This is a genomic window from Novosphingobium resinovorum (genome assembly GCF_036352595.1).
Lineage (GTDB): Bacteria > Pseudomonadota > Alphaproteobacteria > Sphingomonadales > Sphingomonadaceae > Novosphingobium > Novosphingobium resinovorum_B.
Map to the genome: position 1 here is coordinate 20999 of NZ_JAZFAX010000003.1, position 16085 is coordinate 37083.

The window sequence follows — 16085 nt, forward strand, 5'->3', positions numbered from 1 at the left end:
CGCGCGTACCCGGAGTAATCCCATGACCCTCGCTTCCGACCGTCTTGCGCCGATGGCCAACGCCATCCGGGCGCTTTCGATGGACGCGGTTCAGGCTGCCAACAGCGGCCACCCCGGCATGCCGATGGGCATGGCCGACGTCGCCACGGTGCTGTTCGCCAAGTTCCTGAAGTTCGATCCGGCCAACCCCAAGTGGGCCGACCGCGACCGCTTCGTGCTGTCGGCGGGCCATGGCTCGATGCTGATCTACTCGCTGCTGCACCTGACCGGCTATGCCAGCCCGACGCTGGAGGACATCAAGAACTTCCGCCAGATGGGTTCGGTCTGCGCCGGTCACCCCGAGAACTTCCTGATCGAGGGCATCGAATGCACCACCGGCCCGCTGGGCCAGGGCGTGGCGATGGCCGTGGGCATGGCGATGGCCGAGCGCCACCTTGCGGCGACCTTCGGCGACGACCTCGTCGATCACAACACCTGGGTCATTGCCGGTGACGGCTGCCTCATGGAAGGCGTCAACCACGAGGCGATCGGTCTGGCCGGCACGCTGAAGCTGGGCCGCCTGAAGGTGCTGTGGGACGACAACAAGATCACCATCGACGGCGACGCCTCGCTGTCGACCTCGGAAGACATTCCGGCACGCTACCGCGCTTCGGGCTGGGACGTGTTCGAATGCGACGGCCATGACTTCGCCGATATCGAGCGCGCGCTGGGCCAGGCTGCGGCTTCGGACAAGCCCACGCTGGTCGCCTGCCGCACGCTGATCGGCAAGGGCTCGCCCAACAAGCAGGGCGGCCACGACGTCCACGGCTCGCCGCTGGGCGATGCCGAGATCGCCGCGACCCGCGAGAACATCGGCTGGGCGCACGCTCCGTTCGAGATCCCGGCCGAGATCCTTGCCGACTGGCGCTCGCTGGGCGAAAAGGGCGCGAAGCTGCGCGCCGAGTGGGACGCCCGCCTTGCAGCCTCCGACAAGGGTGCCGAGCTGACCCGCCGCATGAACGGCGAACTGCCCTCGGGCGATGAAGCCGCGAAGACTTTCGCCGGCTGGCTGGAGAGCGAAACCACCGTCGCGACCCGCAAGGCGTCCGAGAACGTGCTCAACGTCCTCGCGCCGCTGGTGCCCGAGATGGTCGGGGGCTCCGCCGACCTGACCGGTTCGAACAACACCAAGGCGAAGTGCCAGTCGGCGTTTTCGGCCAAGGACTACGCCGGTCGCTACGTCTACTACGGCATCCGCGAATTCGGCATGTCGGCGGCGATGAACGGCATGGCGCTGCATGGCGGCGTGATCCCCTACGGCGGCACCTTCCTGATCTTCTCGGACTATGCGCGCAACGCGATCCGCATGTCGGCGCTGCAGCAGACCCGCGTGATCTACGTGCTGACCCACGATTCGATCGGCCTTGGCGAAGATGGCCCGACTCACCAGCCGGTAGAGACGGTCATGTCGCTGCGCCTGATCCCGAACCTCAACGTGTTCCGCCCGGCCGACGTGATCGAGACCGCCGAGTGCTGGCAGATCGCGCTGGAAAGCGCCGAGACGCCGTCGGTCCTCGCGCTGACCCGCCAGAACCTGCCGCAGCTGCGCACTTCGGGCGAAATGCTCTCGGCCCGCGGCGCCTACACGCTGCGCCGCGCCGAGGGTGACCGCAAGGTGATCCTGATCGCCACCGGTTCGGAAGTCGAACTTGCCGTGAAGGTGCAGAGCGCACTGCAGGCCCAGGGCATCGGCGCCGACGTCGTCTCGATGCCGTGCATGGAACTGTTCGAGGCACAGGACGCCGCCTACAAGCACGAAGTCCTGCCGAGCGACCCGTCGATCCTGCGCGTCTCGATCGAGGCGGGCGTGACGCACGGCTGGGAGCGTTTCACCGCATTCAGCCTGGGCGGCGGCCTCAACATCGGCCTCGACCGCTTCGGCGCCTCGGCCCCGGCCAAGGTCCTGTTCGAGCGCTTCGGCTTCACCGTCGATGCGATCGTGCCGCAGGTTCTGGAAAAGCTCAGCAGCTAAGAATACCACCTAAGAGGAGATTAGGATTATGGCGACCAAGGTTGCGATCAACGGTTTCGGACGTATTGGGCGCAATGTCGCCCGCGCCATTCTCGAGCGTACCGACCATGACCTCGAGCTGGTGTCGATCAACGACCTCGCCAGCGCCAAGGCCAATGCCCTCCTCTTCAAGCGCGACAGCGTCCACGGCGCGTTTGCGGGCACCGTGGAAGTCGACGGCGACGACCTCATCATCAACGGCAAGCGCATCAAGGTGACCGCAGAGCGCGATCCCGCGAACCTGCCGCACGCTGCCAACGGCGTCGACATCGCGCTGGAATGCACCGGCTTCTTCACGGACAAGGCCTCGGCCTCGAAGCACATCGAAGCCGGCGCCAAGCGCGTGCTGATCTCGGCGCCTGCCAAGAACGTCGACCTCACCGTCGTCTACGGCGTCAACCACGACGCGCTCACCGCCGAGCACACCGTCGTGTCGAACGCATCGTGCACCACCAACTGCCTGGCGCCCTTCGCCAAGGTGCTGCACGAGAAGATCGGTATCGAGCGCGGTCTGATGACCACGATCCACTCGTACACCAACGACCAGAAGATCCTCGACCAGATCCACTCCGACCCGCGCCGCGCCCGCGCCGCCGCGATGAACATGATCCCGACCAGCACCGGCGCCGCCGTTGCCGTCGGCCTCGTTCTGCCGGACCTCAAGGGCAAGCTCGACGGTTCGTCGATCCGCGTGCCGACCCCGAACGTCTCGGTCGTCGACCTGACCTTCGTGCCGAGCCGCGACACCACCACCGAGGAAGTCAACGCGCTGCTCAAGGCCGCTGCTGAAGGCGAACTCAAGGGCGTGCTCGGCTACACCGAGGAACCGCTGGTCTCGATCGACTTCAACCACGATTCGCACTCGTCCACCATCGACAGCCTCGAGACCTCGGTTCTCGAAGGCAAGCTGGTGCGCGTGCTGTCCTGGTACGACAACGAGTGGGGCTTCTCCAACCGCATGGTCGACACGGCCGGCGTGATGGGCGGCCTGCTCTGAGACCTTGATGGGGACGGGCCGCCTTATCGGTATCGCGCGAAGGCAACGCCCTCGCGCGCCGATGGAGGAACTGCGGTCCGTCGCCGTAACTGCCGCCGCGGGAGTCCATGGGGACTTTCGCGGCGCGGTGCGTCCGGGCAAGCGGCCGCGCCGGCAGGTCTCCCTGATGGAGATCGAAAGCTGGCGGGCGGCGCTGGGCGAACTTGAAATCTGCGGCGGCCTGTTCGGTTTCGAAGAGCCGCCATGGCATGCGCGGCGGGCGAACCTGCTGGTCGAAGGACTGCGTTTCCCGAGGGAAACCGGCTATGTCCTGGCGATCGGCAATACCCTGCGCATAGCAGTCACGATGGAATGCGATCCGTGCAGCCGCATGGAGGAAGTGGCACAGGGCCTCAAGGGCGCGCTCCTGCCGGACTGGCGGGGCGGCGTGCTGGGCACGGTGCTTGACGACGGCGATATCGCCCTGGGCGACGAGATAAGGATCGAGAGATGACGGCATTCAAGACCCTTGATGACCTTGGTGATGTGACCGGCAAGGTCGCGCTGGTGCGCGTGGACCTCAACCTGCCGATGCAGGACGGCGCCGTCACCGACGACACCCGCATCCGCGCCGCGGCCCCCACGGTTCTGGAACTCGCCGAGAAGGGCGCCAAGGTGCTGCTGCTCGCCCACTTCGGCCGCCCCAAGGGCGAGCGCGTGCCGAGCCAGTCGCTCTCGATGGTGGTCGGCGCGGTCGAGAAGACGCTGGGCAAGGAAGTGATGTTCGTGCCCGAGATCGCGGGTGACATCGTGAAGCAGGCCGTCGGCATCCTACGCGCCGGCGACATCGCCATCCTCGAGAACACCCGCTTCTGGAAGGGCGAGGAAAAGAACGACCCCGAACTCGCCGCCGCGATCGCCGCGAATGCGGACTTCTACGTGAACGACGCCTTCTCCGCTGCGCACCGCGCGCATGCCACCACCGAAGGTCTCGCCAAGGTGCTGCCCGCTTACGCCGGTCGCTCGATGCAGGCTGAACTGGAAGCGCTGGAAAAGGCGCTCGGCACGCCGGAGAAGCCGGTCGCGGCGGTCGTCGGCGGGGCCAAGGTTTCGTCCAAGCTCGACGTGCTCAAGCACCTCGTCCGCCAAGTCGATCACCTCATCATCGGCGGCGGCATGGCCAACACCTTCCTCGCCGCCAAGGGCGTGGACGTGGGCAAGTCGCTTTGCGAGCATGACCTGACCGATACCGCGAACGAAATCCTCGCCACGGCGGATGCCTCGGGCTGCACCGTCCACCTGCCGTACGACGTGGTCGTGTCGAAGGAATTCGCGGCCAATCCGCCGTCGCTGCGTACGGTGAACGTGCACGAAGTCGCGGCCGACGAGATGATCCTCGATGCCGGTCCGAACGCTGCCGAGACTTTGGGCGACGTGCTCAAGAACTGCCGCACGCTGGTGTGGAACGGCCCGCTCGGCGCGTTCGAGATGGAGCCCTTCGACGCCGCTACCGTGGCGCTGGCGAAGACCGCCGCCGCGCTGACGGCGGATGGGTCACTGGTCTCGGTGGCGGGCGGCGGCGATACCGTGGCGGCGCTCAACCATGCGGGCGTGGCGAAGGACTTTTCGTACATCTCGACGGCGGGCGGTGCCTTCCTCGAGTGGATGGAAGGCAAGGTTCTGCCCGGCGTCGCGGCGCTGGAGGCCTGATTTATAGAACCTCGTCATTCCCGTTCGCGGGGATGACGGACATATTGATCGTAAGGGATGACGTTGGTGCGGGCAGGGGAATGACGGATCGAAACCTTGCTCCCGCACCGCCCTGGCAGGGCCGGTACGTCACGCTCGACGGCATGCGCGGCATCGCGGCGCTGGCCGTGGCGCTGTTCCACTACAACATCTCTCAGGCCCCGCACGGCTATGTTGCGGTGGACTTCTTCTTCGCGCTCTCCGGCTTCGTGCTGTGCCGCACTTATCTGCCGCGCTGGCAGACCGGGCTTACTACGTGGGGCTTCATGAAGCAGCGCGTGGTGCGGCTCTATCCGCTGTTCCTGGCGGGGATCGTCATTACCACGCTCTCGGCGATCTCGAACCACTGGACGGGCAAGGGCGACGTCTACAGCTACGCCAAGATCGCCAAGTCGCTGCCGCCCAACCTGCTGATGCTGCCGTCGCCCTTCACCAACACGCTGTTCCCGATGAACGTGCCGGCGTGGTCGCTGTTCTTCGAACTCGTCGCCAGCCTGGGCCTCGCGCTGGTGCTGTTCCGCCTGCCGCGCATCGGCCAGCTTGCGGTGGCGATCGCCGCCGCCTGCTTCTTCGTGCCCGCAGTGCTGGCACGCGAGGGTGGCAATCTTGGCCCGTTGTGGAGCCAGATGGGCACGACGATGCTGCGCACAACGATGTCGTTCACCGCAGGCGTGCTGATCGCCGGGCTGCCCGTGAAAGAGGTTCGCCATCCCGGTTGGCTCGGCGTGTTCTGCCTCATCGCGATCCTCGCAATGCTGGTCGCCGATCCGGGGTTCATTCCTAAGGGCTGGTACGACGTCACTTGCGCCGTGCTCGTCTCGCCGCTGCTGGTGTGGCTGGGCTCGCGCGGCGAACCTTCGCGTGTGCTGATGCCGGTGGCGTGGTTCCTCGGCGAGGTATCCTACGCGGTCTATGCCGTGCACTGGGCGCTGATGGAGCCGCTGCGCTACTTCAAGGACGATCTCGGCTGGAACGAAGTGCTGATGGGCGCGGTCTACCTTGCCGCCTGCGTCGGGCTCGGCTGGCTCTGCGTGCGCTTCGTGGACATTCCGCTGCGCCGGCGCCTGAACGTCATGCTGCACGCGAGGGCGCGGCACGTGCCGCCGCGCGCTATACCGAATTGACCCCCTAATGACAGATGCCGCAGTTGCGAACAGAGGGAGCGCAGCGTAGGCTTTATTTCAAGTTGCCGAACAACTCAGGAGGAGAAACCATGCAGTATTCGGAAATGACGGCCAAGATGGCCGACGGTGACGGCTTTATCGCCGCACTCGACCAGAGCGGCGGTTCGACGCCCAAGGCGCTCAAGGGCTACGGTATCGAGGAGGATGCCTGGTCGACCGAGGAGGAGATGTTCGGTCTCATCCACGAGATGCGCGCGCGCATCATTTCGTCGTCGGTGTTCTCGGGGGAGAAGGTCATCGGCGCGATCCTGTTCGAGCGCACCATGGACGGCACCGTCGAGGGCGTGCCGACCCCGCAGGCGCTGATCGCCAAGGGCGTGGTCCCCTTCATCAAGATCGACAAGGGCCTTGAAGACGAGGCGAACGGCGTCCAGTTGATGAAGCCGATGCCGACGCTGGACGAACTGCTCAGCCGTTCTAAGGCGCTGGGCGTCTACGGCACCAAGGAGCGTTCGGTCATCAACTCGGCCAACGCCGAGGGCATCGCCGCCGTGGTGAAGCAGCAGTTCGAGATCGGTGCGCAGGTGCTCTCGCACGGCATGATGCCGATCATCGAGCCCGAAGTGAACATCAAGAGCGAGACCCGCGCCGAGTGCGACGCGATCCTGCTCGCCGAGATCCTCAAGAACCTCGACGCGCTGCCCGAGGGCCAGCAGGTCATGCTCAAGCTCTCGCTGCCGATCGTGCCGGGCACGTTCGATCCGCTGATCGATCACCCCAAGGTGCTGCGCGTGGTGGCGCTGTCGGGCGGCTACTCGCGTGCCGACGCCTGTGTCGAACTGGCGAAGAACAAGGGCATCATCGCCAGCTTCAGCCGCGCGCTGCTTTCGGACCTGCGCTCGCAGATGAGCGACGCGGAATTCGACGCGGCACTGGGCGAGGCGATCGACGCGATCTACCTCGGTTCGACCCAGAAGGCCGAGGCTGCCGCGGCGGCCTGATCCTTCGGGACCGGACAGGAAGAGGCGGCGCTCGAAAGGGCGCCGCCTTTTTCGTGGGCTCAGTAGCCGCCCATGAAGCGAAAGCCGAAGCGATAGGCCGAAGGCTTGACCGCGCCGTGCGTGTCGCTGCCGGCGACCTTGTCGGGCTGGACCTCGACCAGTTCCAGGGTGCCGTCGGCGACCGTCGCCGGCTTTCCGGACGTGAGTTCCAGTTCGCCGCCGCGCCCGCTTTCGATGCGCACGCGCAGGCGGACCTGCCCTGCCCAGACGCACCGGGCGTTCATCGGGCAGCGGCTGTCCTCCAGCACCTGCAGCGGCGTGATGCGCGGGCCGCCGACCGTCACGGTCTGGCCGAGCGCGGCGTAAGTCAGCGGCGATTCGGGGGGCGCGGGCGGCATTTCGGGAGCCGGCGCGGTGTTCTCTACGGGCGTGTAAGGGGGCGTGACGGCCGGTGCGGGATAGGAGGCCGCAGGGGGCGGTGGGGGCGGTGCGCTCTGCTGCGGATAGGCCGGGGGATACGATTGCATGCGCGCCGGGTCGGCCGGGGGAATCACGGTGCAGCCGGCAAGGGCGGCTCCTGTCAGGGCGAGCGCTAGGGGTGTCCTCATGGCCCGCGATGCAACACGCCGGCGCCTGAACGGTTCCCGAACATCGGCCACCGATGGCTTGGCGTGACGCCGCCGTGCGGCTAGAGCGTTCGCCATGACCGACGAAGCCGACATTCCGCGCGAACCCACGCAGCTCTACCTCATCTCGCCGCTCGACGTGGGCGGGGCGTTCCCCGACCGGCTGGCGCGGGCGCTCGACGCGGGCGAGGTCGCGGCGTTCCAGTTCCGCGTGAAGGACGTGGACCAGCACGCCGCCGCCAAGCTCGCCGAGCCGCTCCAGCGCATCTGCGCCGACCGCGAGGTGGCCTTCATCGTCAACGATTCGATCAGCCTCGCCAAGCGGCTGGGGGCCGACGGGGTGCATCTCGGGCAGGAGGACGGCACCGTCGAGGACGCGCGCCAGGCGCTCGGCCGCGATGCGCAGATCGGCGTGACCTGCAACGCCAGCCGCCACCTCGCCATGGAAGCGGGCGAGAACGGGGCGGACTACGTGGCGTTCGGCGCCTTCTTCCCGACCACGACGAAGGTGACCAAGCACGTCGCCGGCCTTGACGTGCTGGAGTGGTGGCAGTCGATCTTCGAGATTCCCTGCGTGGCGATCGGCGGGATTACCCCGGAAAACTGCGGTGACCTCGTGCGCGCGGGGGCGGACTTCCTCGCGGTGTCGGGCGCAGTCTGGAACGGGGACGAGGAAGCGGCCGTGCGGGCGTTTCATGAGGCGCTGGCGGCGGTGCAGGGCTGAGGGGGCTTCGACAGGCTCAGCCTGAGCGGGAGTGGAGATCAGTCTTTACCCTTGGCTCACCCTGAGCTTGTCGAAGGGTGAATGGCGCCGCGCCGGCCTCAGAAATCGATCTTCGCGATCACCTCTTCGCCGAATTTCTGCGCCTGTTCGAGATACTCGGCGCGCGTCTCGGTGTAGATCGTCGCGCCCGAGCCATCGACGCCGAGCGACTTGAGGTTGGCGAAATGGTCCAGCGCTTCCTGCGCGTTCCAGCCCGCCTTCACCGAATAGGTCGAGGAGGCGATGACCCTGGGCGGCACTTCGCGGCCGACCTTCTCGCAATGCGCCGCCATGTAGGCGATGGCCTCCAGGATATCCTCGTCGCCTTCGAGATTGGCGGTGCGGGCGGTATCCGTCACCGCCTTGGGCACGAAGAACGGGTGCCAGGCATCGCCCAGTTCCACCGCCCGGCGCAGCGCGCGCTTCGAGTTGCCGCCGACCAGCAGCGGCGGATGCGGGGTCTGCGCCGGGGTCGGCAGCACCCGGTTGCCGAGCGCGGTATAGCCGTTGCCCTCGAAGGTGAAGTCCTCGCCGGTCCAGGCCAGCTTCATCGCCTTCATGTATTCGTCCATGATGTCGTTGCGGCTGTCGAAATCGACGCCCAGCGCCTTGTACTCCGCCTTCATGTACCCCGCGCCGAGGCCCAGGATCACCCGCCCGCCGGTGAAATGATCGAGACTGGAGACCGCGCGCGCGGTGATGAACGGGTTGCGATACGGCAGGACGAGGATGTTGGTCTGGAGCCGCAGCGTGGTCGTGGCGGCGCCCAGCATGGACAGCATCACGAAGGGATCCTGCGCATAGTGGCCGCCGTTGTCGAGCCAGCGCGAGGAGGGCACCGGATGGTCGGTGACGGTGCCTGCGTAGAAGCCCGCCGCCTCCACCGCCTTCGCGATCTGGTGCAGCGCTTCCATCGTGCCCCATTCCTGCGGCGTGTCGATATGGTCGAAGGGCAGGCTGGTGCTGAGGGTGAAGGTCATCGCTGGTCCGTTCGCTTGTCGTGGGATTTCGCCGGAGGCATTGCGTGGCCGGCTTCTTGTCCGTCACGCTGAACTTGTTTCAGGGTCCATCCCTCGGCGCGGGTCGGTGGTTCGCGCCATGGAGCCGCCCGGCCTATGAGCCCCCGCGAACGCGGGGTGTGGGGCGCGATGGACCCTGAAACGAGTTCAGGGTGACGATGTTGGCGCGGGCAGGCTGGCGATGGTGAAGGCAGGCACGCCATGTGCCTATTCCGTCACTTCGGGCGGCAGCACCCAGGCGTCGCCGCGGTCGCGCACCCATCCGCCCGAGGCCCACGAGCCGCCGTCCACCGGGATGATGGTGCCGGTGACGTAGCTGGCCATCGGCGAGGCAAGGAACACCGCGACGCGGCCGCATTCCTCGTCGATGCCGGGGCGGCCGGCGGGGATGCGCTTGCGGATGCCTTCGACCTGGGCGGCGCTGGGCTGGCGCCAGGCGCTTTCGTCGACCGGGCCGGTGAACTGGCCGCGCGTGCCCGGGGTGACGGTGAAGTCGGGCGCGATCGTGTTCACGCGGATCCCGTGTTCGGCGAATTCGAGCGCGAGGGTGCGCGTCAGGTTGTTGATGCCGGCCTTGCACGCCGCATAGACGGCGTAGCCCGGCGCCGCCCGGCTCGCCTCGATGCTGGTGACGTTGACGATGGCGCCGCCGCGTCCTCCGGCGATCATCACCGGCACCGCCGCCTGCGTCGCGGCGAGATTGCTGACCAGGTTGAGGTCGATGTGCCGCCGCCAGTTCTTCTCGGCAAGGTCGAGGAACCCGCGCCGGGTGACGCCGCCGGCGTTGTTCACCAGCACGTCGAGCCGCCCGAACGTGTCTGCGGCGCGCGCGACGGCGGCCTGCAGCGCCTCCACGTCCATGACGTTGCCGGGGATGCACAGCGCGCGGCGGCCGCGTTGCTCGACCAGTCGGGCCACCTGCTCGCAGCGTTCGGGGATGGCCTCGATGATGGCGACGTCGGCGCCCATGTCGGCCATGCACAGCGCGATCGCACGGCCGATGCCGCCGCCGCCACCGGTCACGAAGGCCACCAGGCCGCTCAGGTCGATGTCGCTTGCCTGCACCTCTCTACCGCCTTTCGGGGCCGTGGGCGGCCCTCCCGTCAGTTCGCAAGATCGAACAGAAGTTCAGCATCGGCCAGGTCGGCAGGCTCGTCTATATCCTTCGCGAGGCCCGGCGCAGTGATCGTCACCGCGTTCAGGCCGAGCGCCTGCGCCGCCGCGTGGTGCAGTGCGGCGCTGCCCGTGCCGTAGTGGAAGCGAAAGGCGGCTGCCCGAGGCAAGGGCAGCGACAGCGCGTTGGTGCCGGTGCCATGGCGGTCCGTGGCTATGCCGACCGCGTCGGCGGGCAGGGCGGCGAGCCGGCGCACTTCGTCCGCGTGAAGGCACGGCAGGTCTCCGGCGACGACGATCAGCCGCTCGGGCGAAGGTCCGCGTCCCAGGATGCCGAGCGCGTGCGCAAGCGCGGCATTGAGCCCTTCGCCCGGATCGGGAACGAACGGCAGCGCGGCGCGGGGCGGGCCCAGCAGGATCGTGCGGTCGGCCGCCTGTCCGCAGGCCGCGATCACCCGCGCCAGCATCGCCTCGACCAGATCGCCGCGCCGCTGCGGGCTCAGCGCCGGGGCGAGGCGGCTCTTGCCTTCGCCGCGCGGCTTGACCGGGATCAGCGCCCAGGTCGTCACGGTATCGCGGGCGCCTGAGGCAGGCTGGTGAAGCGGATGCCGGCGCCGTCGGCCTTGTAGGTCTTGTTCATGTAGATGAGGATCGAGGTCAGCGCCTCCGCCGCCGCCGAGTTCGCCAGCGCTCCGCCGGACAGCCCGCGCAGGCCCATGCCGGGGCACAAGTCCACCACGGTCTGGCGCGCCGCGACGTCGTCGGAGAAGACCAGCACGTCGCAGTCGATCGCATGGTCGGAATCGAGGTGGTGGGCTGAGACATTGTGGAAAGCCGTCACCAGCCGCGCCTCGGGGCCCAGGTGGGCGCGGGCCTGCATCGCCGCGCTGCCCTCTGCGGGAAGCTGCACGCGCATGACCTTGGGCGGCACCAGCGGGACGGTGGTGTCCACCACCACCGCATCGCCCACCCGGTCGCGGATCAGCGCCAGGGTTTCGCCTTGCGAGGCATGGGGGACGGTGACGATCACCACGTCCTGCCCCGCCGCTGCGTCGGCATTGGCGGCGAACCCGGCCGCGCCCAGTTCCTGCGCGGCGGTTTGCGCCTTCTCGGCGGAGCGGGAGCCGATGGTGACGGCGTGCCCGACCGCCACGAGCCTGCGCGCGATGCCCCTGCCAAGTGCCCCGGTGCCGCCGATGACCGCGATGTTTGCCATGTCTTTTATCTCTCCCGCGAATTCTTGGGGCCGGCGGTTGCCGTCGGCGATGGCCGACCTAAGCTGCCGGTCGGGAGAACAGGATGAACGCCCTCAGGAAACTTACCGTACGACCGCTGGCCGGATTGCCCATGTTCGCGCCCGGCCAGTCGATAGCGCAAGCGATTTGCGCCTCGCTTGCGGCCGCGGGCGATGGCTTACGCGGCGGCGATATCTGCGTGATCGCGCAGAAGATCGTCTCCAAGGTGGAGGGCAGGACGGTGGACCTCGCCGCGCTGGAGGTCTCCGCGGAAGCGCGCGCGCTCGCCGAACGGACGGGGCGGGAGCCGGGCATGGCGCAGGCGATCCTGGACGAAAGCGCCGAGATCATGCGCCCGCACCCCGCCGCGATCATCGCCCGGCACCGCACCGGGCACGTCCTCGCCAATGCCGGGATCGACGCCAGCAACGTGGCGGGCGGCGATGCCGGCACGGTGCTGCTGTGGCCGCCCGATCCCGACGGCTCGGCCCGGCGCCTGCGGGCGGAACTGGAGGCGGCGTGCGGCGTGCGGGTCGGCGTCGTGATCGCCGATTCGATGGGCCGCGCCTGGCGCATCGGCACGGTGGGCACGGCGATCGGCTGCGCGGGCCTTGCCGTGCTGGAGGACCGGCGCGGGAGGGCGGTCGATCTCTATGGCCGCACCTTGCAGGCGACGGTGATCGCGGTCGCGGATTCGATCGCGGCGATGGCCGGGCTGGCGATGGGCGAGGGCGACGAGGGCACTCCGGTGGCGATCGTGCGCGGCGCGGGCCGCTGGACCTGCGGGGATGACGGACCCGGCGCGGCGATCGGGCTGCGGCCGGTGGAACAGGACATGTTTCGATGAAGCGGCACGTACTCGCCCTCAGCGGCGGCGTCGGCGGGGCGAAGCTGGCGGCGGGGCTCGCTGCCGTGCTGCCGCCCGAGGATCTCACGATCGTCGTCAATACCGGCGATGATTTCGAGCATCTGGGCCTCACCATCTGCCCGGACATCGATTCGGTGACGTACGCGCTGGCCGGGCTCAACGACACGGCGCGCGGCTGGGGGGTGAAGGACGAGAGCTGGCAGGCGATGGCGATGCTGCGCGCGCTGGGGGAGGCGGACTGGTTCAACCTGGGCGACCGCGACATGGGCATGCACATCGCGCGGTCGTGGCGGCTTCGCGCGGGCGATACGCTCTCGCAGGTGACCGCCCGGCTGACCCGCGAACTCGGTATCGCGCACGCGATCGTTCCGATGAGCGACGCCCCGCTGCGTACGCAAGTGGGCACCGCGCAGGGGTGGCTGGACTTCCAGCGCTACTTCGTTGCCGAGCAGTGCCGGCCGGTGGCGACCGGGGTGCGTTTCGAGGGTGCGCCGGGCGCGGCGCCTTCGCCCGCCTTCGCCGCCGCACTGGCGCGCGAGGATCTGGCCGCGATCGTGCTGTGCCCCTCCAATCCGTACCTCAGCGTCGATCCGATCCTCAGCCTCCACGGCGTGCGCGAGGCGCTGGCGCGGCGGCGGGTGCCGCTCGTCGCGGTGTCGCCGCTGGTGGGCGGGGCCGCGCTGAAGGGGCCGCTCGGCAAGCTGCTGGGGGAGCTGGGCAAGGCGGTGTCTAATGACTCGATCGCCGATCACTATTCCGATCGGCGGGGCGATCTTCTCGACCATCTGGTGATCGACGAGGCCGATGCCGCCGATGCGGGGGGCTTGCGGGAGAGGGGGCTTTCGGTCACCGTCTGCCCGACAGTCATGTGCGATGCCGAGGATCGGGAGCGGCTTGCGCGCGTAGCACTGACCGCAGCCCGTATCGAAACAGGATGACCATGGCTCGCGACGACGACGCATTGATGACCCGACTCCTTTCGGCGCCGCTGGACGCGCTTCTGGCCGAGGCACGGGCCTTGCGCGATGCCCGGTTCGGGCCGCTCACCCCGGCGCGGATGACCTATTCGCCCAAGGTGTTCATCCCGCTCACGCGGCTGTGCGCGGATGTCTGCCATTACTGCACGTTCGCGACCACGCCCTCGCGGCTGGAGGCGCCGTACTTGTCCGAGGACGAGGTGCTGGAGATCGCCCGCGCCGGCGTGGCGGCGGGGTGCAAGGAGGCGCTGTTCACGCTGGGCGATGCGCCCGAGCGGCGCTACGCGGCGGCGCGCGAGTGGCTGGCGGAGCGCGGCTTCGCGCGCACCATCGACTACGTGCGGCATTGTGCCGAGCGGGTGCTCCGGGAAACCGGGTTGCTGCCGCATGTCAACGCGGGCGTGCTGGACGAGGACGACTGGCGCATGCTGCGGCCGGTCGCGGCCTCGGTCGGGTTGATGCTGGAGAGCACGTCCGCGCGGCTGATGGACAAGGGAATGTGCCACCACGGCTCGCCCGACAAGGCGCCGGCGGTCCGGCTCGCCTCGCTGGCGGCGGCCGGGCGGGCGCGGGTGGCGACCACCAGCGGCGTGCTCATTGGCATCGGCGAGACCGCGCGCGAGCGCATGGAGGCGCTGATCGCCCTGCGCGACCTGCACGAAGCGCACGGGCACCTGCAGGAAGTGATCGTCCAGAACTTCTGCCCCAAGCCGGGCACGAAGATGTCCGGCGCGATCGAGGCCACCGAGGCCGACTTCCTGCGCACCGTCGCCGCCGCGCGAATCGTGCTGCCGGGCGAAGTCTCGGTGCAGGCCCCGCCCAACCTCAACGACGAGCGGCTCGGCGAACTGATCGGCGCCGGCATCGACGACTGGGGCGGGATTTCCCCGGTCACGCGCGATCACGTCAATCCCGAGGCGCCGTGGCCCGAGATCGCGCGGCTGGAAGCGGTCTGCGCCCGCGCCGGGTTGCCGCTGGTCGAGCGGCTGACGATCTATCCGCGCTTCGTCGAGGCGGAGGGCTGGCTCGACCCGGCGATCCGCCCGGCGGTGCTGCGCCTGGCCGACGCCGAGGGGCTGGGGCGCGACAGCCGCTGGAGCCCCGGCATGGCCGACCATGCGCCGGGCAGCGTGAAGCTGCCGCTCGGCCGTGCGTACGAAGGCCCGGTGTCGCTCTCGACGGCGGCACGCCTGCACCGCATCCTCGACCGCGCGGCGAGCGGCGCGACGCTGGGCGAGGCGGAGATCGCGGCGCTGTTCGCCACGCGCGGCGGCGCGGCGCAGGCGGTGGTGGAGGCGGCCGATGCCTTGCGGGCCGAGGTGCGCGGCGATGTCGTGACCTACGTGGTCAACCGCAATATCAACTACACCAACATCTGCACCCACGCCTGCTCGTTCTGCGCCTTTTCCAAGACCAGCAGCAAGGCGGGCTATCGCGACAAGCCCTACGACCTCGACCTCGACGAGATTGCCGCCCGCGCCCGCGAGGCGGTGGCGCGCGGGGCCACCGAAGTATGCCTCCAGGGCGGCATCCACCCGCGCTACACCGGCGAGACCTACCTTGCGATCCTGCGCGCGGTGAAGGATGCCTGCCCGGACCTGCACGTCCACGCCTTCTCGCCGCTGGAGGTGAGCCAGGGTGCCCGCACTCTGGGGATGCCGGTTGCGGACTATATGTCGATGCTGCGCGATGCCGGGCTGGGATCGCTACCCGGTACGGCGGCGGAGATCCTGTGCGACGATATTCGCGCGAAGATCTGCCCGGACAAGCTGACCACCGCCGAATGGCTGGAGGTGGTGGGAACCGCGCACCGGGTCGGGCTGCCGACGACGTCGACGATCCTGTTCGGCCATCTGGAAAGCCCGCTGCACTGGGCGCGGCACCTGCTGGCCCTGCGCGACCTGCAGCTCGACACCGGCGGCATCACCGAGTTCGTGCCGCTGCCACTGGTCCACATGGAGGCGCCGTTCTACCGCAAGGGCCAGTGCCGCAAGGGACCGACCTGGCGCGAGTCGGTGATGATGCATGCGGTGGCGCGCCTCGCGCTGCACGGGGCGATCGATTCGATCCAGGTGTCATGGGTGAAGCTGGGCATGGACGGCGCCGCGGCGGTGCTGGCGGCGGGCGCCAACGACCTCGGCGGGGTGCTGATGGACGAGAGCATCAGCCGCGCGGCCGGGGCCTCGCACGGGCAGCTGGCGGACGTTTCGGACATGCGCGCGGCGGCGCAGAGCGTCGGGCGCAGGCTGCGGCAGAGGACGACGCTTTACGGCGAGGTGGAGGCGGTGATGGCCTGACCCTTCGACAGGCTCAGGGTGAGCGGGCTGGGTCTGGCCGGGCAAGACCGGAACTCTCCACCTTGAACCGCCGTCACCCTGAACTTGGTTCAGGGTCCATCACGCCGATAGCTCGCCCCGTGAGGGCCGGATCGACAGGGCGGCTTACACCTTCTGGCCCCGGCACCAACGGCGCGATGGATCCTGAACCAAGTTCAGGATGACGAAGCGGGGGCATATGGCAAGGGTGCCAGGTGGCCTAAACCCGCTCACCCTGAGCTTGTCGAAGGGTCAGGCGCAGCCTCTCC

General features: G+C 68.6%; 15 protein-coding genes. 10 read left to right on the forward strand and 5 right to left on the reverse strand.

All coding sequences use genetic code 11. The annotated features are described in order from the left end of the window. Positions 1-22: 22 nt before the first annotated feature. The 6 genes from tkt (at position 23) to V2S85_RS04420 (ending at position 6900) form a co-directional block, all read left to right on the forward strand. A complete protein-coding gene (gene tkt, locus V2S85_RS04395; RefSeq protein WP_330701656.1) occupies positions 23-2011 on the forward strand; it encodes a transketolase in 1989 nt (662 codons plus the stop codon). A gap of 28 nt (positions 2012-2039) precedes the next feature. After that, positions 2040-3047 (forward strand): type I glyceraldehyde-3-phosphate dehydrogenase, encoded by a 1008-nt coding sequence (gene gap, locus V2S85_RS04400; RefSeq protein ID WP_008829032.1) that lies wholly within the window; start codon positions 2040-2042, stop codon positions 3045-3047. Between the two features lie 61 nt (positions 3048-3108). Continuing rightward, entirely contained in the window at positions 3109-3540 is a 432-nt protein-coding gene (locus tag V2S85_RS04405) for an MOSC domain-containing protein (protein ID WP_271181023.1), read from the forward strand. Then, positions 3537-4736: a phosphoglycerate kinase gene (locus V2S85_RS04410; RefSeq protein WP_330701657.1), complete on the forward strand. Its 1200-nt coding sequence runs from the start codon at positions 3537-3539 to the stop codon at positions 4734-4736. The genes V2S85_RS04405 and V2S85_RS04410 overlap by 4 nt, the downstream gene beginning before the upstream one ends. Positions 4737-4816: 80 nt before the next feature. Further along, positions 4817-5899 carry an acyltransferase gene (locus tag V2S85_RS04415; protein ID WP_330701658.1) on the forward strand — a complete coding sequence of 361 codons (1083 nt, stop codon included), beginning with the start codon at positions 4817-4819 and terminating at the stop codon, positions 5897-5899. 89 nt (positions 5900-5988) lie between these two features. After that, on the forward strand, positions 5989-6900 hold the full coding sequence (locus V2S85_RS04420; RefSeq protein ID WP_330701659.1) for a fructose bisphosphate aldolase: 912 nt from the start codon (positions 5989-5991) through the stop codon (positions 6898-6900). A 59-nt stretch (positions 6901-6959) separates the two neighbouring features. Here the strand turns inward: V2S85_RS04420 and V2S85_RS04425 are convergent, their stop codons facing one another. After that, positions 6960-7508, reverse strand: coding sequence for a hypothetical protein (locus tag V2S85_RS04425; RefSeq protein WP_330701660.1), 549 nt, complete (start codon positions 7506-7508; stop codon positions 6960-6962). 94 nt (positions 7509-7602) lie between these two features. Here V2S85_RS04425 and thiE point away from each other — a divergent pair, with 94 nt between their 5' ends. Further along, the gene (gene thiE, locus V2S85_RS04430) at positions 7603-8250 is read left to right on the forward strand and encodes a thiamine phosphate synthase (RefSeq protein ID WP_330701661.1); all 648 of its coding nucleotides are present in this window, start codon (positions 7603-7605) and stop codon (positions 8248-8250) included. Between the two features lie 98 nt (positions 8251-8348). Here the strand turns inward: thiE and V2S85_RS04435 are convergent, their stop codons facing one another. From V2S85_RS04435 to npdG, 4 genes are all read right to left on the reverse strand, one after another. After that, on the reverse strand, positions 8349-9269 hold the full coding sequence (locus V2S85_RS04435) for a TIGR03619 family F420-dependent LLM class oxidoreductase (protein WP_330701662.1): 921 nt from the start codon (positions 9267-9269) through the stop codon (positions 8349-8351). 246 nt (positions 9270-9515) lie between these two features. Next, complete coding sequence (locus V2S85_RS04440) at positions 9516-10373, reverse strand: SDR family oxidoreductase (protein WP_330701663.1); 858 nt, start codon at positions 10371-10373, stop codon at positions 9516-9518. Positions 10374-10411: 38 nt separating this feature from the next. After that, positions 10412-10990, reverse strand: coding sequence for a 2-phospho-L-lactate guanylyltransferase (gene cofC, locus V2S85_RS04445; RefSeq protein ID WP_330701664.1), 579 nt, complete (start codon positions 10988-10990; stop codon positions 10412-10414). Continuing rightward, positions 10987-11637, reverse strand: a complete 651-nt coding sequence (gene npdG / locus V2S85_RS04450; protein WP_330701665.1) for an NADPH-dependent F420 reductase — start codon at positions 11635-11637, stop codon at positions 10987-10989. Before npdG ends, cofC begins: the two co-directional genes overlap by 4 nt. Positions 11638-11720: 83 nt before the next feature. Here npdG and cofE point away from each other — a divergent pair, with 83 nt between their 5' ends. From cofE to cofH, 3 genes are read left to right on the forward strand one after another with little or no spacing between them, the layout of a single operon-like run. Further along, positions 11721-12503 (forward strand): coenzyme F420-0:L-glutamate ligase, encoded by a 783-nt coding sequence (cofE, locus tag V2S85_RS04455; RefSeq protein ID WP_330701666.1) that lies wholly within the window; start codon positions 11721-11723, stop codon positions 12501-12503. After that, positions 12500-13462: a 2-phospho-L-lactate transferase gene (gene cofD / locus V2S85_RS04460; protein WP_330701667.1), complete on the forward strand. Its 963-nt coding sequence runs from the start codon at positions 12500-12502 to the stop codon at positions 13460-13462. Before cofE ends, cofD begins: the two co-directional genes overlap by 4 nt. Before the next feature lie 2 nt (positions 13463-13464). Then, positions 13465-15798 (forward strand): 5-amino-6-(D-ribitylamino)uracil--L-tyrosine 4-hydroxyphenyl transferase CofH, encoded by a 2334-nt coding sequence (gene cofH / locus V2S85_RS04465; protein ID WP_330701668.1) that lies wholly within the window; start codon positions 13465-13467, stop codon positions 15796-15798. Positions 15799-16085 lie beyond the last annotated feature (287 nt).